The organism is Natrinema salifodinae, from assembly GCF_900110455.1.
Lineage (GTDB): Archaea > Halobacteriota > Halobacteria > Halobacteriales > Natrialbaceae > Natrinema > Natrinema salifodinae.
This window is the reverse complement of record NZ_FOIS01000001.1, coordinates 848,745-871,540: the sequence shown is the minus strand read 5'-3', so window position 1 is coordinate 871,540 and position 22,796 is coordinate 848,745. Positions and strand designations below refer to the sequence as shown.

Below are 22,796 nucleotides of genomic sequence, written 5' to 3'. Positions count from 1 at the left end.
CACGGCCATCTCGCGATGGCGATCGAATACCGAATCGGGCCCTTCGAACTAATTCGAACGAATGTCCGGTATCGAACGCCATGCTATTATAGTCTCTATATGGTATAATTACTCCTATCACAATAGGGAATAAACAGATAGATTGTTAAGCATGCCATGAGATACCACGTATGTATATGCCAGATAATGGTGTAGATAGGCGGCAATTTCTCAAAGGGGCAGCGACCGCGAGCGCGATCGGCGTGGCAGGCTGCTTAGGCGGTGGTGGCGACGAGATGCAGCTCCGCGTCGGAACCTCCGCCGGGGGAACGCAAGACGTCGGACTCGCCGTCGAACGAGCGGTCGATCAGGAGAGCGACGAACTCGACTATTCGACGGTCGAGAGCCCGGGATACATCGGCACACTGTACCGGCTCGATCAGGATCAATTCAACGCCGGTATCGTCGATAACAACTCGATGACGAAGGCAGCCGAAGACCGTGGCAGTTTCGAGGACGAGGGCGTCGATATGATTCCCTATCAGGGATTCTACGCGTTCCCGTACAGCATCTATATCGTCGCTCGCGACGGGACGGGGATCGAAACATTCGACGATCTGGCGGGCGCGAACGTCTACCCGGCCGAGCCGGGTTACTCGACGCGGGCAACGACGCTCGACGTCTGGAGCCAAGACCCGACGGCGGACGTCTACGATGAGATGAATATCATGGACATGGGCGTCGACGACGCCCCCGGTGCTATGGAGGAGGAACGCATCGACGCCGCGATCGCCTACGGGACCCCGCCGGTCAGGTACACCGGTTTCGTGACCGAATACGACGCCCGCGTCGATGTCCACTACGTCGAAGAGACCGATGCGCTGGTCGAATCCGCCGAATCGTACGCCGGTGCCGGGACCTCACAGATCGCGTACGACGACTGGGGGCTCGAGCAGGACATCGGCGTCGACGAGGTGTTCACCTGGGATTTGCAGGTCAACTACGTCTTCCACCCCGACGCCAGCGACGACGCCGTCTACGAACTCTGTCGCGTCGTCGACGAGCACAACGACACCGTCAACGAGGGCGAAGAGCAGTTCAACGACTTCGAATCGACGGAGGACATGCTCGGCGCGGCCCTCGAAGACGACACGTTCCCCTTCCATTCCGGCGCGGTCGAGTACTATCAGGACAACGACGCCTGGGACGATAGTCTCCCGACCCCGGAGTAATTGATCCGCCCGATCCGAATCGAGAGGGGGACACTCCAAGATATTATAATACGAACCACACCATACAATGAATTCAGAACCCGAAACCACGCATCGATCGACCGCCTGGCTCCCCCGCCTGCTGGACATCAGCGTTACGCTCAGTTCGGTCCTGTTCTGGCTCATCGTCCTCTACTGGGCCCGTACCCAGGGAATGTCTCGAGTCAAGTACGGCGTGATCTTCATCGGTGCAATCCTCACCGTGTACGCGATGGACCAGTCGCGGCAAGCGCTCGAAGAGGGTGACCGACTCGATGCCGCCGTCCTGTTGCCCGCCTCGATCGTGCTCATAACGGCGTCGGTCTATTTCGCCCTCAACTTCGAACGCGTCTACGTCCACCAACAGGGCTACGCGCTCGATCACGAGTACATGCTCGCGCGGCTCATCATCGTCTCGATCCTGTATCTCACGTGGCGCGAGTTCGGGAACTTGTTCCTCGGGCTCGTCGGTGGCGTCATTATATACGGGATGTTCGGGGACCTCGCCCCCGGAATCCTGAACCACGGGGGGATGACCGAACTGACGCTCCTGCAGTCGCTGGTCACAGACCTGTACGGGTTCTACGGGAGCCTCACGCAACTGACCGCCGCGTGGATCGCCCCCTTCCTCCTGTACGCCGGCCTGCTGTTCGCCTACGGTGCGTTCGACCTGATCCTGCGGGTCGCGATCGAGTCGGCGAACTACATCCGGTCCGGCGTCGCCCAGACTGCGGTGCTCGCGTCGACCGTTATCGGATCGATCAACGGTTCGTACACCGCGAACGCTGCCATGACCGGCTCGTTCACTATCCCGACGATGAAAGACAGCGGCATGGCGAGCCACCGCGCGGCGGCCATCGAAGCAGTCGCGTCGACGTCCGGCCAGGTCCTCCCGCCCGTTATGGGCGCGTCCGCGTTCGTCATGGCGTCGTACCTCGGCGTTGCCTACCTCAACATCGTCGTCGCGGGCCTGATTCCGGCGGCAATTCTGGTCGCCTCGGTCGGCATCGCCGTCCACTACACGGCGATCAGCGACGCGAGCACCCAGGAGATGGACTTCGACGAGTTCTTCGACGAACGGATGACCAACCGGGAAAAACTGGTCGAAGCGGTCCGGTTCGGGATCCCGTTTCTCGTCCTGATCTATCTGCTGGGGGTCGTCCAGTACACCGTGATGACGTCCGCGCTGTGGACGATCGTGGCGATGATCACCACCGGCGTCTTCTTCCCAGTGGGCCAGCGGTTGTATGACGGATCGGCGTCCGACGCCGTCGAGTTGCTCATGCAACTCCTAAACGAGTTGCTCACGCAGCTCTGGAACACGATCCGCGGGTTCCGCCGCGGGGCGATCATCCTCGCCCCGATCGCGATCATCCTGGCGGCGGTCAACGGCGTCGTCGACATCTTTAGCGTGACCGGCGTGCCGAACAAGATCGCGCTGCTGTTGATCGATCTCTCGGGCGGGGTCCTGCTGTTCGCCGTGCTCCTCGCGATGCTCGTGAGCATCCTGATGGGTATCGGGATGCCGACGGTCGCAGCGTACGTCATCGTCGCGATCCTCATCGCGCCCACTCTCATTTCGGACTTCAACATTCCCGAGATCACGGCCCACTACACCGTGTTTTACGCCGCTATCCTGGCCGGGATCACGCCGCCGGTCGCGACAGCCGCGGTCGTGACGGCCGGCATCGCCGAGGCGAACTTCTGGCGGGTCTGTGGCGCTGCGATCAAGATCGCCGCACCGCTGTTCGTCCTGCCGATCGCGTTCGTCTACAATCCGGCGCTCGTCTCCATGTCGTTCGGCCTCGCGACCGTGATCGCCGGTGCGTTGGTGCTCCTCGGTGCGATCGCGATGATTTACGGTCTGAACTATCCGTTCAAGATGCGAGCGGGCCGCCGGCTCGCACTGCGGCTGGGGCTGACCGTGCTCGGGACGATCGTGATGGTCTATCCCGGCCGCTTCGTCAAACTCGCCGGAATCACCCTCTTCGCCGGCGTCTTCGTCATAGAGAAGGTGATGGTCCGCGACAGGAACCTGCCGTTCCTCAAGGGGGTGGGACAATGAGCGCGCGCCCTGCCGACGACGATCCGGAAGAGGCGGTCGACACCGAGAACGTCGGTGGACTCGAAGAGATCGTTCCGCCACGGCTCATGCCGATCTGGCGCCGGATTCAACTGATTCAGGACTTCCGCAGCGCATACGGACGGACATACGTCAAATTCGCGGAGGCGATCATCGCCCTCGTCCTCACCGGCGGCTACCTCTACTGGCTTTCCCTCTACCTCGCGGCGTAAGCGTCGGCGTCGCGCTCCCGTCCCGGACACTTCGCGCGCTTTTCAGAGGATCTCGTTTCGAAGGACAATCGGCGGCCGGCGGTTACTCCGGCCAGTCCGCGGCTCGCGCGACGTCGTGGGGGATGTGGTCGTCTTGGCTCCGAACGTCGTCCAGATAATCGCGGAGGCGCGGTCTGAAGGAGGGATGCGCACACTCTTCGACGATCAGTTCGGCGCGTTCGACCGGCGACAGTCCGCGGACGTCCGCGACCCCCTGTTCGGTGACGAAGACGTCGATGTCGTGTTCGGTGTGATCGACGTGGAACGTCATCGGAACGACGCGCGAGATCTCGCCGTCGTCGTGCGTCGAGGGGAGCGCACAGATCGTCACCAGCGCGTTGCGGTTGAAGTCCGCGGAGCCGCCGACGCCGTTTATCATCCGTTTACCGCCGACGTGGGTCGAATTGACGTTGCCGTAGATGTCGACCTCGATCGCGCTGTTGACGCCGATCACGCCGAACCGATCGATCAGTCCGGGATGGTTCGAGACATCCGCCGGCCGGAGGACGACGTCCCGCGCGTAGCGCTCGACGCTCGCGAAGAGCCGTTCTTGACCCTCGTCCGTGAGCGCCATCGACGTCGCGCTCGCACACGCCAGGCGGTCGGCGTCGAGCATATCGAGCAGTCCGTCCTGAATGAGTTCACCGTAGTATACGACATCGCGGTCCCCGAACTCGAGGCCCTCGAGTTCGCCCATCAGCGCGTTTCCGAGCGACCCGACGCCGAACTGTAAGTGGACGGCGTCTTCGAACGCCGCGGTTCGTTCCATCTCTTCGGCCAGAAAGTCGCCGAGATTGGCGGCGATCGCGAGGTCGTCGTCTGCCGGTTCCCGGAACGAGTAGGTCGAATCGACGCGGTCCGTCTCCACGACGCCGACGAGTTTCTCGGGATCGAAGTGCATGCGAGACGTTCCGATTCGCTCACCCGGGTCCGTGAGCGGGATCGGACCTCGGTTCGGCGGCGCCTCCGGACGATAGATGTCGTGGAGCGCCTGAAGTTTCAACGGCTGTCTGTGATTCACTTCGACGAGGAGCTCGTCGGCGGCTTCAACGAACGCCGGTACCTGGCCGACCGAGGTCGACGGGACGAACCAGTCTTCACCGACGGCGACCGCTTCGACGACTGCGATATCGGGCTCGACGAGGCCGCCGTACTGAACCTCGTCGCCGATCGACGACGCGTTTCGATCACTGAACGCAATATCGCGTCGGTTCGTCGCGGCCCGAGCGACGGCCGACGATTGGTACGTGAAGCGGCGATCGATCGCGCCCGACTCGACGAGCGCGACGTCGATCTCGTCGCCGACGTTGCCGCTACTCACGACCGTCAGCGACAGGTCGCGATCCGAATCGGCGAGCGCCAGCGGAATCAGTTTCGGATAGCCGACGCTTCCGAAACCGCTCGTGAGTACCGTCGCGTCGGCGTCGATTCGCGCCGCGGCGGCGCCGGCGTCGAGGAGCGGGAGATTGCCGTTCAACCGCCGGTCGACGGTGTCCGTCGCCGGCTCTCTGCGTCCGGTCATACCCGCCACACGACTCCCGATCCGTTCGCGCGGACCGCACACACGCGGCGTTCTTCGCTCCCTGTTCGTCCGTCTGGGGCGGCAATCGAGGCCCCGCGGTAGGTAGTTCGAATCATCAGTTACCTCAAACCGTTACAGTCGAACGACTCGTCACCGGAAGCGATCGAATGCCGTCTCCCGGTGGCGAGCCGTCCGGTACCGTCGATCGCTACTTACGGGTAAACGGACAAAAAACCTCCCAGCACCCACTGTCGCGATAGGGTTCGCGAGCGCGGCGTTCTCACCGGTCGGTAGCGGACGCTCGTCGGCGTCAGGACCCGTCAAATTCGAAACAAAGTGATTATGTAACGTGTTCCGTTCTACCACCGTATGGCGACGGACGAATGGACGGTATTGCTTCCCGAGAGGATTCACCCGGCGGGACCGGAATCGATCGCCGATATCGCGACGACCGTGAGACGAGACGAATACGACGACCGAGCGGCGCTGCTCGCCGACGCAGACCGATTCGACGCGGTCATTACCCGGACGAAACCGATCGACGGAGAGTTCATCGAAACGGCGACCGATCTCGAGATCGTTTCCAAACACGGCGTCGGATACGACAACGTCGACGTCGACGCCGCGACCGAAAACGGCGTCCTCGTGAGCAATACGCCAGGCGTCAATTCGCGCGCGGTCGCCGAACACGCGATCACGCTACTCCTGGCCGTGCGACGGCGGCTCCGGCCGGCGGATGCCGCCGTTCGCGCGGGGAACGCGGACGACTACGACGTCCTCACCGACGAGTTCCGGCGCGATACCGTCGGGCTGTACGGCTGTGGCGATATCGGATTCGAAGTCGCCAGCCTGGCGTCGGGCCTCGACATGGACTGTTGCGTCTACGATCCGTACGTCGACCCCGCCGACCTCCCGGCGCACGTCGCGGCCGTCGACTCGCCGGCCGCCTTGTTCGACCGGGCCGACGCCGTCTCTATCCACGCACCGCTGACGGCGGAAACCCGGAACGCGATCGGCGAGGCGGAATTACGGCGGCTGTCGCCGTCGGGTATCCTCGTCAATACGGCGCGAGCCGAAATCGTCGACAGGGACGCGCTCGTCGCGGTACTCGAGTCCGATGCGATCGCCGGAGCCGGGATCGACGTGTTCGCCGCCGAGCCGCCGTCCCCGAGCCATCCCCTCCTCGAGTACGATAACGTCGTGACGACGCCGCACGTCGGTGCTCGGACGACCGAGGCGCTTGCCGCGATGAGCAGAGAATCGGCGGCGAACGTTCGGACCGCGTACGACGGCGCCGTTCCCGAAACGACGATCAACGCCGACGAACTCCCGTCGACGCACGGCTGAACGGTCGAGCAACGGCGTAACAGACATAAGATATCTGGGTAATGTATCGTACTATAGAAAAAGAGTCATATAAGATGTATAACCACAAAATTCTAACGCTGGTCGAAATAGGCGAATAACCCCATAACAGCTCGAACGAGGTTCAAAATGAACTCCTAAATATAAATGCCCAATTGTTCCTATATGGCTCTATAAAAAGATCTTATTCGTCTAAATATGGACTTTAGTAAATACTCGGCCACTTTATTCCATTTATACTCGATATCCTAGCTAAAACAGGGACTGAATCTGATCATCACTCCTTTAAAAATATGGTATATTATATTGTCGAGACAGTATGTCCGTGGTAATCCACGATGAAATCGCGGTTCGATCGATCGACTCCGAGGCTGGCCGCCGACCGGCCACTCCGCGCTACCGAACAGTTGAAATGCGACAGATGCCAAAATCTCGCATGACCAAGTACTCGACCGGGTCGTCCAGCGGTGGCGGCGGGACGACCTGCGAACTCTGTGGTACCGAGAGCGATTCGCTCACACTCGCGTCGGTCGCCGGAGCCGAACTCGAGGTGTGTCCCGACTGCGCGCCACACGACGATTCCAAGACGCACGACCGGGGCCGAGATCGGAACCGGTCCGACCAGGAGACGAGTACGGGCGGACGCGGATCGAACGACGAACCCAGCCGTAAGCAGAAGGCCGCCCAGAACGTCGCGAAGGCGAACCCGGTCTGGGACGGCGACTCTAAACACTGGGAGAGCGAGGGAACCAACTACGACGACGACCCGCTGCCGTACCTCGTCTCGGACTACGGCGAAGTCGTCGTCGAGGCCAGGCGAGACGCCGGCCTCCAGCGCGAGGAACTCGCCGAGGAGTTGGGCGTCCCCGAGACGGACGTGCTCGCGGTCGAACAGGGCCGTGCGACCCAAGCCGGCATCGGCGGCGGCCTGATCGAGGCGCTCGAGGACCGCCTCGGCGTCACCCTCTCGGAGTAACCGTCCTCTCGCAATTCTGTCGGACGAACCCACACTCACGGCGGGCAGACTTTTAGTGATCGGCGACAGACTGTGACCGATGATCGGGCAACGGGCGGCAGCGGAGCCGTACGCCACGCGGTTCGAAACCGAAGTCACGTCGGTCGACGGCCGACGGGTCTGGCTCGAGCGCAGTCACTTCTACGGTGCGAGCGGCGGCCAACCGGCCGACCGCGGGACGATCGGCGATATCGACGTCACCGACGTCGAACTGGTCGACGGCGACCAGATTCACGTGCTCGCCGAGGCCCCCGCGTTCAAGCCGGGCCACCGCGTCCTGTGTTCGGTCGCCTGGTCGTTTCGAATGTATTGCATGCGAGCCCACACCGCCGCCCACATCCTCTCGGGGACCGCGCGACGGCTGCTCGACGGGGCGACGACCGCGGGGATCGAAATCGGACCGGAGACGGTCCGCGTCGACCTCGCGACAGACGCCTCCGTCGACGACGAGACGTTGGTCGCGTTAGACGAGCGCGTGAACCGCGTCGTCTGGGAGTCGCGGCCGATCTCCTGGGACGACGTGCCGATCGCCGACGCGCGCGAGCGCGCCGACATCGCGTTCGACGAGCAGCGCCACACTGCGGCCGTCGAAATGGGCCGGGCGCGGGTCGTAACGATCGCCGCCGAGGGCGAGACCGGGGGCCGAAACGGAACCCGCCTGGCCGGGGCGACGAGGACGACTGGGTCGCGAGACCCGTGGGACGCCAGGGCCTGCGGGGGGACCCACGTCCGGAACACGCGCGAGGTCGGTCCCGTCACGGTGCTTGGAGGGTCGCGCCCGACGGATGGCGTCTACCGAATCGAACTGGCGGTCGGACCGCGCGCGATCGACCGACGGGCGGCCGAGAAACGCGCCGCCTTCGCGGCGACGACCGCGCTCGACGCCGACCTCGCGGACGTGCCGGACGAGCTCGACGGCGGTGTCGATCGCGCGTAGGAACGGTCTACAACCGATTCTGCCGTTCGATCGAGTTCGAGCCGGTCGAATATCTCCGCTGACAGGACAATCGGCGATGATAGTCACACGAAAGTGTAACTTATTACTACCGTGCGAGTGAACGCTGGGCTATGGGAGTCGATTACTCACAGTTACACGACCCGAACGCCGAGTATACGATGCGGGACCTCTCGGCGGAGACGATGGGAGTCACCCGAGAGCGCGGCGACGGGCGTGACATCGAGATCACCGACGTCCAGACGACCATGGTCGACGGGAACTTCCCGTGGACGCTGGTCCGGATCTACACCGACGCGGGCGTCGTCGGCACCGGCGAGGCCTACTGGGGCGCCGGCGTGCCGGAGCTCATCGAGCGCATGAAGCCGTTCGTCGTGGGCGAGAACCCGCTGGACATCGACCGCCTGACCGAGCACCTGGTCCAGAAGATGTCCGGCGAGGGGTCGATCGGCGGCGTCACCGTCACTGCGATCTCGGGCATCGAGGTCGCGCTCCACGACCTGGCGGGCAAGATCCTGGAGGTCCCGGCCTACCAGCTGCTGGGCGGCAAGTACCGCGACGAGGTCCGCGTCTACTGCGACTGCCACACCGAAGAAGAAGCCGACCCCGAGGCCTGCGCCGACGAGGCCGAACGCGTCGTCGAGGACCTGGGCTACGACGCCTTGAAGTTCGACCTCGACGTCCCCTCGGGCCACGAGAAGGACCGCGCGAACCGTCACCTCCGCGAGCCCGAGATCGAACACAAGGCCGAGATCGTCGAGAACGTGACCGAGCGCGTCGGCGACCGCGCCGACGTCGCCTTCGACTGTCACTGGACCTTCTCCGGCGGCAGTGCCAAGCGCCTGGCGAAGCGCTTAGAGGACTACGACGTCTGGTGGCTCGAGGACCCGGTCCCGCCGGAGAACCATGACGTCCAGCGGGAGGTTACGCAGAGCACGTCGACGCCGATCACCGTCGGCGAGAACGTCTACCGCAAGCACGGCCAGCGCCGCCTGCTCGAGGAGCAGGCCGTCGACATCATCGCGCCGGACATGCCCAAGGTCGGCGGCATGCGCGAGACGCGGAAGATCGCCGACCTCGCCGATCTCTACTACGTGCCGGTCGCGATGCACAACGTCTCCTCGCCGGTCGCGACGACGGCCAGCGCCCACGTCGGCGCGGCCATCTCGAACTCCCTGGCCGTCGAGTACCACTCCTACGAACTCGGCTGGTGGGAGGACTTAGTCGAGGAGGACGTCATCGAGGACGGCTACATCGAGGTCCCCGAGGAACCCGGTCTCGGCGTCACGCTCGATCTGGACGTCGTCGAGGAGCACATGGTCGAGGGCGAGGAGCTCTTCGACGAAGCGTAACGAACGTTCCGCTGCACTCTCGTTTTTCGGACGATCGGGGCCGAACTCGCGGGAACCCGGATCGGACCGTGAGATCGCCGCCACGATGCGGTTTCGGCCGAGCATATTTCACGCTGTCCTCGCAATCGGTACCGTAAGAGACAATGGACGACGACGACCTCGCCGGGTTGCTCGAGCAATTTGGCCTCTCGGAGAAGGAGATCGACACCTACCTCGCGATTCTCGAACGCGGGGAGTCGAAGGCGAGCACCATCGCCGACGCCGCCGACGTGTCAAAGCGCTACGTCTACAGCATCGGCGAGGCGCTCGAGGATCGCGGGTTCGTCGAGGTCGACGATCACGCGGTGCCGACGATCATCCGGCCGGTACAACCGGAAACGGTCGTCGAGCGGCTCACGGAGAGCGTCGAGGAGATCGAGCCCGAACTCCGATCGCGGTACACGGCGACCGAACGGTCCGGCGACCAGTTCGAGGTGATCAAGTCCCGCCAGACGGTGCGCAAGCGGATCGAGAGCCTGCTTGCGAGCGCCGAGACGGAGGTCACGCTCTCCCTGCCCGCCGAGGTGCTGCCGCGGATCCGGCCGACGCTCGAGGCGACCGTCGAGCGCGGCGTGCTCGTCTTGCTCCTGCTGGGGGCGGCCGACGGCGATCGGGACGTCGCCTCGCTGGCCGGCACCGCCAGCGCGGTCCGAACGTGGGACGCGCTCGTGCCGACGATGCTGACGGTCGACGGCGCCCACGGCCTGCTGGCCCCCAGCCGACTCCTCACGACCTCGACGAGCGACACCCGGGCGATCGCGCTCTCCCAGGATCAGCTCGTGCCCGTCCTGGCCGGCTCGTTCCTGGCGAACTACTGGCCGACGGCCGAGGAGCGGTACGTCACCACACCCGACGAACTGCCCCGGACCTACGAGGGCTTCCGGAACGCGGTCTTCCAGATCGCGCTCCACCGTGCGACGGACGCGCGCGTCGAGGCGTCGGTCACCGGCTCGCCGGTCGGCGAGCGGGACCTCCCGTCGTCGCTGTCCGGCGAGGTCGTCGACGTCCGGCAGAGCCTGGTCCGGCCGGTCACTTCGACGCTCCCGATCGAGAACGCGTTCGAGATCGACGTCGGCGGCGACCGGTACGCCATCGGCGGCGCCGGCTCGTTCCTCGAGGACTACGAGGCCGAATCGGTCACCCTCCGGACGATCGAAGGGCGAGACGAGAGCGACGATCGCTGAGCAGAGCGCTACGACTCGCAAGCGGTTGACCGCGAAGAAGCCGCGAACCGTTTTTCCGGCCGTGAGTAAACTTATTGTGCGGGAGGGGCGAACTGCTCGGTATGAGAGACAGTCCCGTCGAATCGATCGAACGGAGCGAAACCGGGTATCGAACGACCGTCGCCTCGCGGCGCCGGACGGGAGGGGCGGACGAATGACGGCGACGCAGATGGTTCGAGAGCGCATCGTCGACGGCGGCGTCCTCGTCGTCCTTCGCGGGGTCGACGAGGACCAAATCGTTCCGGTCGCCCGTGCGATCCACGACGCGGGCGTCGCCGCGCTCGAGGTCACGGCCGACGGCACGCGCGCGGCCGAGAAGATCGCCGCCGTCGACCGGGAACTCGCGGACACTGACGCGGTCGTCGGCGCGGGGACCGTCCTCGACGCGGCGACCGCCCAGTCCGTGATCGACGCCGGCGCCGAGTTCGTCGTCTCGCCTCACACCGACACCGACGTCGTGCGGACCTGCAACCGCCACGGCGTCCTCGCAGCACCGGGGGTCATGACACCCACGGAGGCCGTCACGGCGATGGAGGCCGGTGCCGACGTGCTCAAGATGTTCCCCGCGTCGACGGTCGGACCGGGCCACATCGGCGCGCTCACGGGTCCGCTCGGCGACGTCGACATCATCCCGACCGGCGGCGTCTCGCGGGACAACGTCGCCGACTTCTTCGACGCCGGCGCCGTCGCCGTCGGCGCGGGCGGCGCCATCGTCGACGACCAGGCCATCGCCGAGGGCGACATGGAGCAAGTCCGGGAGACGGCCGCGTCGTTCGTCGCGGCCGTCGAGGCGGCCCGAAGCGAATAGGCGAGTCGGCAACGACCCGACCGACGCGACCGGTACGAATTCTCGCGGAACCGCCCACGAGCCGGTTCGAACCCGCAGCGTAGCGGCTGCTGGTGCTGGTGGCCGTTTTATGTCGCTCGTCGGGGTGGGAATGGGCGTGACTCCCGATCGAGATCTCGATTTCGACCTCAAGTCCGACCCGGATCAGTGTACTCGCCGGCGGCTACTCGGCACCGTCGGAACGGTCGGGGCCGTCGCGGCGCTCGGCCTCGGCGGCTCCGGTGCCGGCAGTGCGCAAAACGAATCCACCGGCGCGAACGAGTCGGACGCGGATTCGACGGACCAGGCCGACGCCGACGTCGACAGCGAGTACGCGTCGGTGTATCAGGAGACGATCGATTCGGTCGTGCTCGTCTCGGTCTCCGGGACGGGCGGTCTCGACGGTGGCGGTGGCGGACTCGGTTCCGGCTTCGTCATCGACGACGAGTACGTCCTGACCAACAACCACGTCGTCGAGGCTGCCGCCGAGGGCGGGATCGAACTCCAGTTCAGCACCGAGGAGTGGCGGACCGCGTCGGTCGTCGGTACGGACGCCTACAGCGACCTCGCCGTCCTTCAGGTCGAGGACATGCCCGACGTCGCCGAAGCGCTGACGCTGTCCGAGTCCGAGCCCGTGATCGGGCAGGAGGTGCTCGCGATCGGCAACCCGCTGGGCCTCAACGCCTCGATCTCCCAGGGGATCGTCAGCGGGACCAACCGATCGCTGCCCAGCCCGACCGGGTTCTCCATTCCGGCCGCGATCCAGACAGACGCCCCGATCAACCCCGGCAACAGCGGCGGACCGTTGGTCGACCTCGACGGCGAGGTGCTGGGCGTCGTCTTCGCCGGCGCCGGCCAGACGATCGGGTTCGCCATCTCGGCGCGGCTCGCGAACCGGGTCGTCCCCGCGCTCGTCGAAGACGGGACGTACGAACACTCCTTCATGGGCGTCGGCGTGGTGCCGGTTGGGCCGGCGATCGCCGAGGAGATCGGCCTCGAGGAACCGTCCGGCGTGCTCGTCACGCAAGTGGTTCCGAACTCGCCCGCCGACGGCACCCTCGAGCCGGCGACCACCCGACCGGGGAGCGGCGACGTGATCGTCGCCATCGACGGCCAGGCGATCCCGAACCAGGAACAGCTCTCGTCGTACCTCGCGCTCGAGACCTCGCCAGGCGACACGATCGAGATCGAGGTCGTCCGCGACGGCGAGCGAGAAACGGTCGAGTTGACGCTGGACGAACGACCGGACGTTCAACGGCCGCAGTCCCCGATCGGCGGCGGCCCCGGGGTTCCGGGTGGACCGGGTCATCCGGGTGGGCCGAGCGAGCCTGACGTCCCGAGCGACCCTGGAGACCAGCCGACTCCACCCGAATCCGAACCGGAGTCCGAGCCATGACCGCTATTGGCCACAAACTCATCTGCGAGGAACACGGACCGACCGATCTCGTCGAATACGCCGAGCTGGCCGACGAGTCAGCCTTCGAGTTCGCGATGATCTCCGATCACTACCATCCCTGGCTCGCGAGCCAGGGCGAGAGCCCGATGGTCTGGAACGTGATCGGGGCCATCGCGCACGCGACCGACGACCTGCGGCTCGGAACCGCGGTCACCTGCCCGATCATTCGGATCCACCCGGCGATCGTCGCCCAGGCGGCCGCGACCGCGGCGGCGATGATGCCCGGCCGATTCTTCCTCGGGGTCGGGGCCGGCGAGCAGTTGAACGAGCACGTCCTCGGCCACCGCTGGCCGGAACACGAGGTCCGCCTCGAGATGCTCGACGAGGCGATCGAGATCATCCGGCGGCTCTGGCAGGGCGAGACGACCAGCTACCGCGGAGAGTACTACACCGTCGAGAACGCGCGGCTCTTCACGCTGCCCGACGAGCTCCCCTCGATCCCGATCGCCGCGGACGGCCCCAACGCAGCGCGGTTCGCGGGCGAGCACGGCGACGGCCTGGTCGGCGTCAGTCCCGACTCGAACCTGATCGAGACGTTCGAGGAGGCCGGTGATGGCGACCGACCGAAGTACGGCGAGGTCACCGTCTGTTACGACGAGGACGAGACGGCCGCGGTCGAACGCGCACACGAGGTCTGGCCCATCGAAGGGCTGCCCGGCGAACTAATGTGGGAGCTGGCGACGCCGGCCCACCTCGAGCAGGCCGTCCAGTCGGTTACCAAGGACGGAATCGCGGACCTGATCGTCTGCGGCGACGACCCCGACGCCCACGTCGCCGCGCTCGAGGAGTACGTCGACGCCGGCTACGATCACGTCACGGTCCACCAGATCGGGACGAACCAGGCGGCGTTCGTCGAGTTCTACGAAAACGAAGTCTTGCCGTCGTTCTGACGACCCCCGTCGGCAGTTGGTCCGAAACCGGGTCGGATTCGGACCGGTTTCGGCTGACCGGGAGTCGAAGACGCCGTCTGTGCGTCTCAGCTCTCGTCCGCTTCCTCGGCTCCTTCGGCCTCTTCGAGGTCGTCCGCCTCTTCGCGCGGGGCGTTCTGGGTGCCGAGGTCGTCGTCGCCGTCGTCGACCTCGTCCGGATCGCGGTCGACTCGTTCGAGTTCTTCCTCTATTTCGGCCTCTCGTTCCGCCTCGTACTCGTTCGCTCTGTCGGCATCGTCTTCGGCCATGGTCGATCGTTCGTCCCCGAACCGTTTGGACGCCTGGCCGTCGAGTGCAACGTCGCCGGCCGCCGCTCGGTGTTCGGACCGATCCGGTCGGCGGTGCGTCGATCGTTTGCCGCAGATCGAGCGGGCGCAGCCACCGATGTCGGACGACGATATCTCCGCCTGATCGCAGCGCTCGGAGTCGCTGGTGGCGGCGGTGTCCGTCGCTTCGAGGCCGTGTTGTAGCGGTCGGCCTGGCGTCCGTGACGCGTCGACCGTCCGATGTCGATCGCGGCTAGTAGGTCTGTAGCCCGGCGGGCGGACGCGTCGCGATCTCAGACCGCGAGGACGGTGTCGACGAGCAGCATGATCGCGAACCCGAGGACGAAGGTCCCTGTCGCTGTGTCGGCGTAGCCGTGGCCGTGGCTCGAGGGGACGAGTTCCCGGAAGACGACCGCGATCATCGCGCCGGCGGCGAAGCCGGCCGCGACGGGGAACAGGTCCGCGACGACCGTCACCAGCGCGAAGCCGACGGCCGCGGCCAGCGGCTCCGGCACGCCGCCCGAGAGGGTGGTATAGAGGAGCGTCCGCGGGCCGGAGACGCCCGCCCGGACCGCGGGGACCGCCATCGCGAACCCGTCGGGCACGTTCTGGACGGCGATCGCCGTCGCGATGGCGAGCCCCAGCGCCGTCTCGCCGCTGGCGAACGCGATGCCGACCGCCAGGCCCTCGGGCACGTTGTGGATGGTGACGGTGCCGCCGACGAGCGCGGCCCGGCGCAGGTCGTCCCCGTGACCGTCGTCGGAGCCCTCGCTGACGCGGTCCGCGAGCGTCGGCAGGTCGCCCGCGGGATCGCGAACGGCCGCGGTTCCCTCGACCTGCTCGCCGCGGAACAGGAGATGAAGGTGCGGGAAGAAGGCGTTGGCGCCGAGCAGGAACCCGCCGCCCGCGAGGATGCCGATCACGACCTCGAGCGGCGAGCCGAGTTCGAGTCCGGGCAATACGAGCGCGAAGACGGCGGCGCCGACCATGATGCCCGCGGCCAGGCCGAGCGCGCCGTCGTAGACGCGGTGGCTCACGCGGTCGGTGAGCAACAGCGGAAGCGCACCGATTCCGGTCGTACAACCCGCGATCGTGGCGACGAGGACGACCTCACCGAGCGGCGACATGTCCGTGTCAGTCGAGTCCGGCGCTGCGAGCAAAACGGTACCGGTTGCAATCGTCGGCGCGGTCGTCTGTGGCGGCGGTAGCGTCGGAGGTGGTGTGGCCGGCCGTCAGTCGATCGTGACTTCGAGTTCGAGCAGCCCGAGGTGCGAGGGCGCCCCGCCGCCGTTCGTGCGGAAATCCTCGGGGGTCGAGTTGACGACGTCGTAGAACTCGGCCTGGCTGGTCGGGACGAGCGTGCTGCCGTCGTCGCGCTGGAGGAACGCCGGCGCGTTCGTGCCCTCGATTAGGTCGCGCTGTTCCTCCCACTCCTCGTCGGCGTAGATGAAGGTGCCGAAGGAGAAGCGGCCCGCGGCGAGCGCGTCGCGTTTCGACAGGAACATCCCGGCCTCCTCGGCGTTGTACTCCTCGTCGCTGACCCAGGCGATCGCTGCGACGCCGTCGGACTGGAGGAGATAGAAGTCCCATGACAGCGTCGCGTCGAACACCGCCCAGACGCTGCGGGGGCCGATAGTGTGGACCTCGACGCTGAACGCGGGAACGACCTGCGATCCCTCGGGCTCCGGAACGAACGTGGCGTCGTAGCCGGGCGCGCGGATCCCGCGGTCGTGGTAGACGACCCCGTCCGCGTCGATGTCGGCGTCGATCCGGTCGACGATGCCTTTGACGGTGGCCCCACCCTGATCCTCGAGGTGATCGAGGAAGTCCGGGAACCGCGAGACGTCGGTCCAGGGTTGCTCTCCCCCGTCCTCGACGCTCATCGATAGTGACCTCCGTTCGCGTCGATCGAACCGCGCGACACGCCCGCGGGGACGGCTCCTCCGCGCAGTGACTCGCTCGCGTCCATCATAGTTCGACGAACGGCCCTGCACCGATTAGGCCTTCCGACTCCGGCCGTTCGCCCCGGAGCGACACGCCTTTTTGACCGGACCGGGCAGTTGCTGGTATGGATCCGAAGCGGGAACTCACCAGCGTCGACCTCGCCGCGCTCGTCGGAGAGCTCGGGGCCTACGAGGGCGCGAAAGTCGACAAGGCCTATCTCTACGGCGACGACCTCGTCCGGCTCAAGATGCGGGACTTCGACCGCGGACGGGTCGAACTGATCTTCGAGGTCGGCGAGGTCAAGCGGGCCCACACGGTCGCCCCCGAGCGGGTGCCCGACGCCCCCGGCCGACCGCCGCAGTTCGCGATGATGCTCCGAAACCGGCTGTCGGGCGCCGACTTCGTCGGCGTCGAGCAGTACGAGTTCGACCGCATCCTCGAGTTCACCTTCGAGCGCGACGACGGGATCACCCGAATCATCGTCGAACTGTTCGGCCAGGGTAACGTCGCGGTCACCGACGGCGAGTACGAGGTGATCGACTGCCTCGAGACCGTTCGGCTCAAATCGCGGACCGTCGTCCCCGGCTCGCGCTACGAGTTCCCCGAGTCCCGGACGAACCCGCTGACGGTCTCCAGGGAGGCCTTCGACCGGGAGATGGACGACTCCGACACCGACGTCGTCCGGACGCTCGCGACCCAGCTCAACTTCGGCGGCCTCTACGCCGAGGAGATCTGTACCCGCGCCGGCGTCGAGAAGGCGATGGATATCGACGACGCCGACGAGGCGGTCTACGATCGCGTCTACCAGGCCATCGAGCGGCTCGCGCTCGACATCCGGAACGGGAACTTCGACCCGCGGCTCTACCTCGAGTCGGACGACGAGGGGAGCGACGGCGGGGACGAAGCCGAAGGCGACGACGACACCGACGCCGACGAGGGCCGCGTCGTCGACGTCACGCCGTTCCCGCTCGAAGAGCGCTCGGACCTGGCCGCCGATCCCTACGACTCCTTCCTCGCCGCGCTGGACGACTACTTCTTCCGGCTCGTTCTGGACGACGAGGAGGAGCAGGAGCCGACCGAGCGGCGACCCGACTTCGAGTCCGAGATCGCCAAACACGAGCGGATCATCGAGCAACAGCAGGGCGCGATCGAGGGGTTCGAACAGGAGGCTGAATCGCTGCGCGAGCAAGCCGAACTGCTGTACGCCCAGTACGGCCTGGTCGACGAGATCCTCTCGACGATTCAGGAGGCCCGCGATCAGGATCGCTCGTGGGACGAGATCGAGGAGCGATTCGCGGAGGGCGCCGAGCGCGGCATCGAGGCCGCCGAGGCAGTCGCCGACGTCGACGGCAGCGAGGGGACGGTTACCGTCGAACTGGACGGCGAGCGCATCGACCTCAACGCGAACCGGGGCGTCGAGCAGAACGCCGATCGGCTCTATACGGAGGCCAAGCGCGTCGAGGAGAAGAAGGAGGGCGCGCTGGCGGCCATCGAGGATACTCGCGAGGACCTCGAAGCGGTCAAGCGCCGCCGCAACGAGTGGGAGGCCGACGAGAGCGGGAGCGCGGACGCCGACGAGGACGAAGGGGACGAAGACGAGGACGCGAAGCGCGACTGGCTTTCGGAGCCGTCCGTCCCCATCCGCGAGAACGAACCCTGGTTCGACCGGTTCCGCTGGTTCCACACCAGCGACGACTACCTCGTGATCGGCGGCCGCAACGCCGACCAGAACGAGGAACTGGTCAAGAAGTACCTCGAACCGGGAGATAAAGTGCTCCACACGCAGGCCCACGGCGGCCCCGTCACCGTCCTGAAGGCGACCGATCCCAGCGAGTCGTCCTCTTCGGACATCGAACTCCCCGAGTCGAGCATCGAGGAGGCCGCCCAGTTCGCCGTCACCTACGCGTCGGTCTGGAAGGACGGCCGCTACGCGGGCGACGTCTACGCCGTCGACGCCGACCAGGTCTCGAAGACGCCCGAGAGCGGCGAGTACTTAGAGAAGGGCGGGTTCGCGATCCGGGGCGACCGGACCTACTACCGGGACACGCCGGTCGGCGCGGCCGTCGGCATCCAATGTGAACCCTACACCCGCGTCATCGGCGGGCCGCCGTCGGCCATCGAGGACCGGGCGGTGACGACGATCGAACTCGAGCCCGGCCGCTACGCGCAAGCCGACGCGGCGAAACGGATGTACCGGCGCTTCCGCGAGCGCTTCGCGGACGAGTCGTTCGTCCGCAAGATCGCGAGTCCCGACCGGATCCAGCACTTCATGCCGCCTGGCGGGAGCCGAATTAAGGAGGACTGAGTCGACCAGCGGACCCGGTCCCGGTCCCGGTGCCGGCCGTCGGCGACCCCGACCCAACCTCGCCCCACGCGGACCCGTGACCCCGAGATGGCCGGGTCAATACTGATCGGCGCGACGACGGTAGGGTTCTCCCAATGGCACCACCTGAGGCGCTCGTCCCGGCTGTCGTCGGCGGCGGTCTCGACGTCCCCGTCATCGTCGGCTGGGTCATCATCGCCGCGATGGTTGGTTTAGTCGCGTTCGTGGTGTTCCTGGCGCTCGGTCCCGGCACCCAACCGTACCAGGCGGAGCAGGCCGAACCGACGCCGACCGACGATACGGCCGTTCGCGACGCCGGGACCGAGACCGACACCGAGGAGGGGGCGGACTCGCCGCGGGAGTCGAGGTCCGGCTGACGGCGCGGCGGCCTGGCCGTCGTCGTTTTCGGTCACCCGATCGCTCCGTCGGCGGGCCCTGCGGAGACTGCACTTGCCGGGTTCACGACTACACGGCCGACGGTGGACCCACCGCCCATGGTGGAGATCAGCACCGACACCGACACTGAGCCGGAGCTCGGGACCGCGACCATCGTCTACGAGCCGACCGACGGAGAGATCGAGCGCGTCACCGTCGACAACGATCGGATCGCGTACTTTCAGGACCACTGGCTGTTCGCGTACGGGACCGACGAGGACGGCAACGACGTGGTTCGGCGGGTTCCCAAGCAGCGAGTGCACTACGTCGAGCGCTCCGTCGAGGAACTCGAGGAGACGTTCGAGTCCGGCCTCGAAAAGGCGAAAGGAAAGCTCGAGGACCTCCGGGACTGACCGCTCGCACCCGATCGATGCGGTCGTCTCGTGGGAGAGACGATTTCGCGCTTCACTCGAGCCGCTCTGGTCGCGCTACTCGGTATCTCCACGCCGTTCTACGGCGTCCTCATCGTCGGTCGATTGCGGATCGTCGTCGACGAACGGCTCCGTAACGCCGGCTTCGAGCGCGTCGAGACACCGCTCGACGGTGTAGGTCCGTTTCTCGTTTTCCCGGTCCGCACAGGGCGCGACACACTGGAGATCCCCGTCCTCGTAAACGGCGACGCAAACGTTCGGAACCCGGATCTCGACCGCACACTGGCCGAGCATCGAGGGCGTTTCGTGTCGTTCGAAACTCGGTCGGAGCGTGTATCCCTCTCGCTCGGCCCAGGATCGAAACGCGTCGACGGTGAGCGAAGTCGACGTGCCGCTATCGCTGAGTTCCTCGATCGCGGGCCGCACCGACGCCCACGTCTCGACCCGAACGGTCGCGCCGATCTCGTCCTCGAGGCGGCGCGCTCGCGCGACGACCCGTCTGAGTGGGTCGACGACGGCTGCGGACCCGTGATTTCGGAGAAACAGCTCCACTCGTATCGTCCCCGTTGCCGTCGACTCTGTCGGTTGCGCTGTCATTGTCTACCGGCTGGCGCTCGGTCGCAGCCATAGACACCGCGCCACCCTTCACGACCATAAAGCTAACAACGTATGGCTGACGTCGACTCTCTCCCCGCGAATCACGCCGCCCGATTGCCGCTCGGCGGTGACGGTCCGAACCTCGACACAGGGGCCAATAACAGTCCCTTACACCACCCGTATCGACTGTCGGTCACCGTGAGGCGTCGGTTCGATGGCCCATCGTCGATTCGCGTCACGGACCGCCCGGCGGTATCGTGCTCGCTCTCGGCGGTCTCACTCGTCGACAGCCGCCTCCTCGACGCGGGTCGCGTGTTTCTCGAGGGCCGACGCGAGCGTCCGCGCCTGGTCGGCCGTCAGTTCGAGTTCCTCCATATGTGCGGGGAGGTGCTCCTCGGTCATGTTGTCGAGTTCGAACTGCAGTCGAACGCAGTCGGGGTTCTCCTTATCGGACGTCGCGTTCGCGACGGCGAACGCCTCGGTCTCGAAGTCCTGGCCCGTCGCGACGGCGTCGACAAGGTCGAGCGTCGTGTAGGCGTTGACCTTCATCAGTCGGTCGGTCATATCGTACGGGAGCAGGCGAACGCACTTAGTCAACACGAGGGACGAACGCGCGGAGTAACCGCGCTGCTCGTCGAACTGTTCGCAGCGGTCGCGTGCTCCGCAGTCCTAGCCCCGCTATCGCTATTCGATACGAAGACCGCGAAACGGCGGAAAACGGAACCCGAAGAGCGATTCGGCGGTCGGTCGATCAGTCGTCCGAGGTGATCGGCGTCCCGTCGGCGCGGGCCGGCGCGGGGCTCGCATCGAGGCCGTCGTCCTCGACGTAGGGGTACCAGGTGCGCTTCGTGTTGTGCATGTACGGGTCGTCGTAGCTGGTCTCCTCGGGTTCGACCAGTTCGGCGAGTTCCTCGTCGTCGCGCTCGAGGACGAACTCGCGGAAGCTCTGTTCCTCGCTCTCGCGCGCTTCGGCGAAGTTCTCGAGGAGGTTCGCGATCGCGCCGGGCACCTCGTCGGCGGGGACGCGCTCGGTGACCCACGAGGCGAACTGGGGCTCCTCGCCGAGGCCGCCGCCGAGGCCGATGTCGAGGGCCTCGACGGGTTCGCCGTCCTTGCGCGTCTTCATGCCGCGCAGGGAGACGTCAGCGATCTGGGGCTGAGCGCAGGAAGCGGTACAACCCGAGAGGTGGATGTGGAAGTCCTCGACGCCCTCCGGCAGTTCGACGTTCGCCTTGAGCCAGCGGGCGAACCGGACCTGGCGGTTCTTCGTCTCGACGATCGAGAGCGAACAGAACTCGGTCCCGGTACAGGCGATCGAGCCGCGCTGGAACGGGTGCGGATCGGGACTGTACTCCTCGAGGACCGGCTCCGCGCGCAGGTCGTCGAGGTTCTCCTCGGCGACGTCGGTGAAGATGATGTTCTGGCGCTGGGTCAGCCGCACCTCGCCCGAGCCGTACTCCTCAGCCGCGTCGGCGAGGTCGTACCCCTCATCGACGCCGATCCGGCCCACGAGGACGTTCAGGCCGACGTAGTAGTTCCCGTCGACCTGCTCGTGGACGCCGACGTGGTCGTGCTTGCCGTCGGCCTCGCCCGCGTTGTACGAGTACGAGTCGCGGAGGTCCTCGCCCGCGGTCTCGAGTTCGAAGTCGACGTAGTCCGCCTGAAGCGTGTCGCGGACCTTCTCCGGCCCCCACTCGTCGACGAGGAACTTGATGCGCGCGTTGTAGCGGTCCTCGCGGTCGCCGTGGTCGCGAAACAGCGCGGAGAGCCCGCCGGCGACCTCGACGGCCTGGTCCGGCGTGGCGAAGACGTCGATATTGCGCGCGAACCGCGGTTCGTTGCGCGAGAGGCCGCCGCCGACGCGGACGTTGTAGCCCGTGACGGTCTCGCCGTCGATCTCCTTCTGTGCGGGCTCGAACGCCAGGTCGTTAATGTCGCCCTGCCCGCAGCCCTCGTCACAGCCGGTCACCGACACCTTCCACTTCCGGGGCAGGTTCGAGTGAGCCTCGTTCTGTTTGAAGGTGTCGTGGAGCTCGTTCGCGAGGGCACCCGCGTCGACGTGCTCGTGTTTGTCCTTGCCGGCGACCGGACAGCCGACGATGTTGCGCCACGAGTCCCCGCAAGCCTGAACCGTCGAGAGGCCGGCGTCCTCCAGCCGCTCGAAGATCTCGGGGATGTCCTCCAGGCGGATCCAGTGCAGTTGAATGGCCTGGCGAGTCGTCACGTCGAGCCAGCCGTTGCCGAACTCGGGGTTCTCGGCGGGGCCGCGGGAGAACTCGTCCGCGATTTCGACGATCCGCCGGAACTGACCCGGTTCGAGGACGCCGCCTGGCGGGCCGATCCGCAGCATGAAGTACGATTCCTGGCCGGCTCGCTGGTGGTACAGACCGAACCACTTGAACCGCTCGAACCAGGCGTCCTGCTCGTCGTCGGGGATCGACTCCCACCCTTCCTCGGCGAAGCGCTCGATTTCGTCGCGAATGTCGGTGCCGTATAGTTCGTCCTTCCACTGCTCGACGTCGCTGACCATTGGAGCCGTTATATGGTGGGAGCGTATAAGCCTCCCTTTCTGTCGTCAGTTCTCCCCGGATCTCACTGGTTGCGGCTGTCCTTGC

Annotated in this window: 21 protein-coding genes; 14 read left to right on the top strand and 7 right to left on the bottom strand. The window is 66.1% G+C overall.

All coding sequences use genetic code 11. The annotated features are described in order from the left end of the window. The first annotated feature begins 176 nt into the window (after positions 1 to 176). The 3 genes from BMY29_RS04035 to BMY29_RS04025 all read left to right on the top strand — a co-directional run bounded on the left by BMY29_RS04035 (position 177) and on the right by BMY29_RS04025 (position 3,524). Positions 177 to 1,211 (top strand): TAXI family TRAP transporter solute-binding subunit, encoded by a 1,035-nt coding sequence (locus BMY29_RS04035; RefSeq protein WP_049990760.1) that lies wholly within the window; start codon positions 177 to 179, stop codon positions 1,209 to 1,211. Between the two features lie 67 nt (positions 1,212 to 1,278). Then, positions 1,279 to 3,294, top strand: coding sequence for a TRAP transporter permease (locus tag BMY29_RS04030; protein ID WP_049990759.1), 2,016 nt, complete (start codon positions 1,279 to 1,281; stop codon positions 3,292 to 3,294). Then, a complete protein-coding gene (locus tag BMY29_RS04025; RefSeq protein ID WP_049990758.1) occupies positions 3,291 to 3,524 on the top strand; it encodes a hypothetical protein in 234 nt (77 codons plus the stop codon). The genes BMY29_RS04030 and BMY29_RS04025 overlap by 4 nt, the downstream gene beginning before the upstream one ends. Positions 3,525 to 3,606: 82 nt before the next feature. Here the strand turns inward: BMY29_RS04025 and BMY29_RS04020 are convergent, their stop codons facing one another. Beyond that, a complete protein-coding gene (locus BMY29_RS04020) occupies positions 3,607 to 5,085 on the bottom strand; it encodes a succinyl-CoA:acetate CoA-transferase ScpC (RefSeq protein WP_049990757.1) in 1,479 nt (492 codons plus the stop codon). Between the two features lie 369 nt (positions 5,086 to 5,454). Between BMY29_RS04020 and BMY29_RS04015 the strand changes: the two genes are divergently transcribed. The 8 genes from BMY29_RS04015 to BMY29_RS03980 all read left to right on the top strand — a co-directional run bounded on the left by BMY29_RS04015 (position 5,455) and on the right by BMY29_RS03980 (position 14,206). Then, positions 5,455 to 6,432 (top strand): NAD(P)-dependent oxidoreductase, encoded by a 978-nt coding sequence (locus tag BMY29_RS04015; RefSeq protein ID WP_074854624.1) that lies wholly within the window; start codon positions 5,455 to 5,457, stop codon positions 6,430 to 6,432. Between the two features lie 454 nt (positions 6,433 to 6,886). Continuing rightward, the gene (locus tag BMY29_RS04010; protein ID WP_049989335.1) at positions 6,887 to 7,426 is read left to right on the top strand and encodes a helix-turn-helix domain-containing protein; all 540 of its coding nucleotides are present in this window, start codon (positions 6,887 to 6,889) and stop codon (positions 7,424 to 7,426) included. Positions 7,427 to 7,505: 79 nt separating this feature from the next. Continuing rightward, positions 7,506 to 8,402, top strand: coding sequence for an alanyl-tRNA editing protein (locus BMY29_RS04005; RefSeq protein ID WP_049989334.1), 897 nt, complete (start codon positions 7,506 to 7,508; stop codon positions 8,400 to 8,402). A 131-nt stretch (positions 8,403 to 8,533) separates the two neighbouring features. Next, entirely contained in the window at positions 8,534 to 9,772 is a 1,239-nt protein-coding gene (locus BMY29_RS04000) for a mandelate racemase/muconate lactonizing enzyme family protein (RefSeq protein ID WP_049989333.1), read from the top strand. A gap of 143 nt (positions 9,773 to 9,915) precedes the next feature. Next, positions 9,916 to 10,995: a TrmB family transcriptional regulator gene (locus BMY29_RS03995; RefSeq protein ID WP_049989332.1), complete on the top strand. Its 1,080-nt coding sequence runs from the start codon at positions 9,916 to 9,918 to the stop codon at positions 10,993 to 10,995. A 193-nt stretch (positions 10,996 to 11,188) separates the two neighbouring features. Next, positions 11,189 to 11,842 (top strand): bifunctional 4-hydroxy-2-oxoglutarate aldolase/2-dehydro-3-deoxy-phosphogluconate aldolase, encoded by a 654-nt coding sequence (locus BMY29_RS03990; RefSeq protein WP_049989331.1) that lies wholly within the window; start codon positions 11,189 to 11,191, stop codon positions 11,840 to 11,842. A gap of 109 nt (positions 11,843 to 11,951) precedes the next feature. Continuing rightward, positions 11,952 to 13,256, top strand: coding sequence for a S1C family serine protease (locus BMY29_RS03985; RefSeq protein ID WP_081985429.1), 1,305 nt, complete (start codon positions 11,952 to 11,954; stop codon positions 13,254 to 13,256). Beyond that, positions 13,253 to 14,206 carry a TIGR03557 family F420-dependent LLM class oxidoreductase gene (locus tag BMY29_RS03980; RefSeq protein ID WP_049989330.1) on the top strand — a complete coding sequence of 318 codons (954 nt, stop codon included), beginning with the start codon at positions 13,253 to 13,255 and terminating at the stop codon, positions 14,204 to 14,206. Before BMY29_RS03985 ends, BMY29_RS03980 begins: the two co-directional genes overlap by 4 nt. A gap of 86 nt (positions 14,207 to 14,292) precedes the next feature. Here the strand turns inward: BMY29_RS03980 and BMY29_RS03975 are convergent, their stop codons facing one another. The 3 genes from BMY29_RS03975 to BMY29_RS03965 all read right to left on the bottom strand — a co-directional run bounded on the left by BMY29_RS03975 (position 14,293) and on the right by BMY29_RS03965 (position 16,394). After that, on the bottom strand, positions 14,293 to 14,493 hold the full coding sequence (locus tag BMY29_RS03975; RefSeq protein WP_049989329.1) for a hypothetical protein: 201 nt from the start codon (positions 14,491 to 14,493) through the stop codon (positions 14,293 to 14,295). A 311-nt stretch (positions 14,494 to 14,804) separates the two neighbouring features. Then, complete coding sequence (locus BMY29_RS03970) at positions 14,805 to 15,638, bottom strand: ZIP family metal transporter (protein ID WP_049989328.1); 834 nt, start codon at positions 15,636 to 15,638, stop codon at positions 14,805 to 14,807. 105 nt (positions 15,639 to 15,743) lie between these two features. Continuing rightward, a complete protein-coding gene (locus tag BMY29_RS03965; protein WP_049989327.1) occupies positions 15,744 to 16,394 on the bottom strand; it encodes a hypothetical protein in 651 nt (216 codons plus the stop codon). Between the two features lie 185 nt (positions 16,395 to 16,579). Between BMY29_RS03965 and rqcH the strand changes: the two genes are divergently transcribed. The 3 genes from rqcH to BMY29_RS03950 all read left to right on the top strand — a co-directional run bounded on the left by rqcH (position 16,580) and on the right by BMY29_RS03950 (position 19,566). Next, entirely contained in the window at positions 16,580 to 18,760 is a 2,181-nt protein-coding gene (rqcH, locus tag BMY29_RS03960) for a ribosome rescue protein RqcH (protein ID WP_049989326.1), read from the top strand. Positions 18,761 to 18,894: 134 nt separating this feature from the next. Further along, the gene (locus BMY29_RS03955; RefSeq protein ID WP_049989325.1) at positions 18,895 to 19,155 is read left to right on the top strand and encodes a hypothetical protein; all 261 of its coding nucleotides are present in this window, start codon (positions 18,895 to 18,897) and stop codon (positions 19,153 to 19,155) included. 117 nt (positions 19,156 to 19,272) lie between these two features. Beyond that, positions 19,273 to 19,566: a hypothetical protein gene (locus tag BMY29_RS03950; RefSeq protein ID WP_049989324.1), complete on the top strand. Its 294-nt coding sequence runs from the start codon at positions 19,273 to 19,275 to the stop codon at positions 19,564 to 19,566. Between the two features lie 75 nt (positions 19,567 to 19,641). Here the strand turns inward: BMY29_RS03950 and BMY29_RS03945 are convergent, their stop codons facing one another. From BMY29_RS03945 to BMY29_RS03935, 3 genes are all read right to left on the bottom strand, one after another. Next, a complete protein-coding gene (locus BMY29_RS03945) occupies positions 19,642 to 20,181 on the bottom strand; it encodes an HTH domain-containing protein (RefSeq protein WP_049989323.1) in 540 nt (179 codons plus the stop codon). A 276-nt stretch (positions 20,182 to 20,457) separates the two neighbouring features. Beyond that, positions 20,458 to 20,745, bottom strand: coding sequence for a DUF6360 family protein (locus BMY29_RS03940; RefSeq protein ID WP_143067646.1), 288 nt, complete (start codon positions 20,743 to 20,745; stop codon positions 20,458 to 20,460). A gap of 187 nt (positions 20,746 to 20,932) precedes the next feature. Next, on the bottom strand, positions 20,933 to 22,711 hold the full coding sequence (locus BMY29_RS03935) for a nitrite/sulfite reductase (protein WP_049989322.1): 1,779 nt from the start codon (positions 22,709 to 22,711) through the stop codon (positions 20,933 to 20,935). Between the last annotated feature and the right edge of the window lie 85 nt (positions 22,712 to 22,796).

Coding starts and splice junctions, on each gene's coding strand:
- BMY29_RS04025 (WP_049990758.1), top strand. CDS start 3,291: ATGAGCGCGCGCCCTGCCGACGACGATCCGGAAGAGGCGGTCGACACC.
- BMY29_RS03980 (WP_049989330.1), top strand. CDS start 13,253: ATGACCGCTATTGGCCACAAACTCATCTGCGAGGAACACGGACCGACC.
- BMY29_RS04015 (WP_074854624.1), top strand. CDS start 5,455: ATGGCGACGGACGAATGGACGGTATTGCTTCCCGAGAGGATTCACCCG.
- rqcH (WP_049989326.1), top strand. CDS start 16,580: ATGGATCCGAAGCGGGAACTCACCAGCGTCGACCTCGCCGCGCTCGTC.
- BMY29_RS04030 (WP_049990759.1), top strand. CDS start 1,279: ATGAATTCAGAACCCGAAACCACGCATCGATCGACCGCCTGGCTCCCC.
- BMY29_RS04010 (WP_049989335.1), top strand. CDS start 6,887: ATGACCAAGTACTCGACCGGGTCGTCCAGCGGTGGCGGCGGGACGACC.
- BMY29_RS03950 (WP_049989324.1), top strand. CDS start 19,273: ATGGTGGAGATCAGCACCGACACCGACACTGAGCCGGAGCTCGGGACC.
- BMY29_RS03940 (WP_143067646.1), bottom strand. CDS start 20,745: ATGACCGACCGACTGATGAAGGTCAACGCCTACACGACGCTCGACCTT.
- BMY29_RS03985 (WP_081985429.1), top strand. CDS start 11,952: ATGTCGCTCGTCGGGGTGGGAATGGGCGTGACTCCCGATCGAGATCTC.
- BMY29_RS03955 (WP_049989325.1), top strand. CDS start 18,895: ATGGCACCACCTGAGGCGCTCGTCCCGGCTGTCGTCGGCGGCGGTCTC.
- BMY29_RS03945 (WP_049989323.1), bottom strand. CDS start 20,181: ATGACAGCGCAACCGACAGAGTCGACGGCAACGGGGACGATACGAGTG.
- BMY29_RS03990 (WP_049989331.1), top strand. CDS start 11,189: ATGACGGCGACGCAGATGGTTCGAGAGCGCATCGTCGACGGCGGCGTC.
- BMY29_RS03965 (WP_049989327.1), bottom strand. CDS start 16,394: ATGAGCGTCGAGGACGGGGGAGAGCAACCCTGGACCGACGTCTCGCGG.
- BMY29_RS03970 (WP_049989328.1), bottom strand. CDS start 15,638: ATGTCGCCGCTCGGTGAGGTCGTCCTCGTCGCCACGATCGCGGGTTGT.
- BMY29_RS04035 (WP_049990760.1), top strand. CDS start 177: ATGCCAGATAATGGTGTAGATAGGCGGCAATTTCTCAAAGGGGCAGCG.
- BMY29_RS03975 (WP_049989329.1), bottom strand. CDS start 14,493: ATGGCCGAAGACGATGCCGACAGAGCGAACGAGTACGAGGCGGAACGA.
- BMY29_RS03935 (WP_049989322.1), bottom strand. CDS start 22,711: ATGGTCAGCGACGTCGAGCAGTGGAAGGACGAACTATACGGCACCGAC.
- BMY29_RS04020 (WP_049990757.1), bottom strand. CDS start 5,085: ATGACCGGACGCAGAGAGCCGGCGACGGACACCGTCGACCGGCGGTTG.
- BMY29_RS03995 (WP_049989332.1), top strand. CDS start 9,916: ATGGACGACGACGACCTCGCCGGGTTGCTCGAGCAATTTGGCCTCTCG.
- BMY29_RS04005 (WP_049989334.1), top strand. CDS start 7,506: ATGATCGGGCAACGGGCGGCAGCGGAGCCGTACGCCACGCGGTTCGAA.
- BMY29_RS04000 (WP_049989333.1), top strand. CDS start 8,534: ATGGGAGTCGATTACTCACAGTTACACGACCCGAACGCCGAGTATACG.